Here is a 1330-nt window from a genome sequence, read left to right as displayed (position 1 = left end):
CTTGGCCCCATACAGGGCCTTGTCCGCCCGGTGCAGAACCCGCAGGGCGTCTTCATGCTTTTCATATTCGCTGCAGCCGAGGCTGACGGTTACGGGCTGGCCGTCAGGCCCGCGTACGGCGCCGGAAACAGCCCTGCGAATCCTTTCCGCAGCCTGCTCAGCCTGTTCCAGAAGGCTGCCCGGCATCAGCACCACAAATTCCTCGCCGCCGTAGCGGCATACCGTGTCCATTTCACGCATGCAGCCCCGAGCAACCTGCGCCACGTCTTTCAGCACACTGTCGCCCACAAGGTGGCCGAAACTGTCGTTGATCTGCTTGAAATGGTCCACATCCATCATGATGCAGCAAAAAAGTTTTTTTTCCAGCCGGGTGTATTTTTCCAGCACCATGTCGAGATATTTTCGGGTATACAGACCGGTAAGCGCGTCTGTCAGGCTGCTCTCGTCAGCCTGCCTGACCCTGTTAATCATTGAATCAAGCTGGTTGCGCAACGTGCCTATGGTGTGGCTCTGTTCCGCAATATCCACAATAACACCCAAAAGGCCACACACGCCGCTTTCGTCTTTAAAGCCGCTGCTCCAGTACAGGCAGGTGTGCTCATTGCCGTCCGCAAACGTATAGTCGACCACGTGGTGACTCACCTCTTGCTGAAGAACCATCTCTCCGTCTTCAGCCTGGTACTTTTCCCTGTCTTTTTTGGGCAGGTACTCAAGATCCAGAACGGTTTTGCCCAGCACGCCCTTTCTGTCCACGCCAAACATTTTTTCATACGCCCTGTTGATGAACGTAAAACGCAGGTCGGCATCTTTGATAAAGACGGCATTGGGCAGAACGTCCAGAACGGTCATCAATGTGGCAAAGCTGAGGCTGCTCATAATTTTACACGGCCCATCATGCGCGGCATGGCCCAAAGGCCCGCAGCCGCAGCAATGGCGTTAACAGGTGACAAGAACCAGTCTGTGGTTTTTCCAGACTGTAAACGACATGGCTTTCGCTTTCCACTGTAAAAAAGCCGTCGAGCCGGATGCCGCGCGGCACAAAGCCGTGGCACGGCACGCACCCGCCATGCGGGCGGAGCCCAATCAGCCAAACCGCATAGCGGAGGCTTGCCAGCTTCGCCCGCTGGCTCACGCCACTGGCGCGCATAATTCCACGCAGCCGATGCACACAAGCCCACGCAGCCGGCGCGCTCAACGGGCTAAAGCAGATTAACTTTGAAAATGTACATTTTCAAAGTTTAAAACACGCTCGCTTCGGCGTTTAACCGCGCAAATAAATTGCGCTTACGCCTTCGCGGCGGGCGCCTGCTCGCGCAGTCGCCAGAGCAAT

The 1330-nt window shown here is 56.0% G+C and carries 1 protein-coding gene; it reads right to left on the bottom strand.

The window, feature by feature from the left end:
• Window positions 1–876: sensor domain-containing diguanylate cyclase (locus V6C16_RS13445; RefSeq protein ID WP_333543460.1), on the bottom strand; the 876-nt coding region annotated here is incomplete at its 3' end.
• Window positions 877–1330: the final 454 nt, after the last annotated feature.

The organism is Desulfovibrio sp. 1188_IL3213, from assembly GCF_036763145.1.
Taxonomy (GTDB): Bacteria; Desulfobacterota; Desulfovibrionia; order Desulfovibrionales; family Desulfovibrionaceae; genus Desulfovibrio.
Note: the sequence above shows the minus strand (reverse complement) of the source record. Positions and strands in the feature narration are given on the sequence as shown.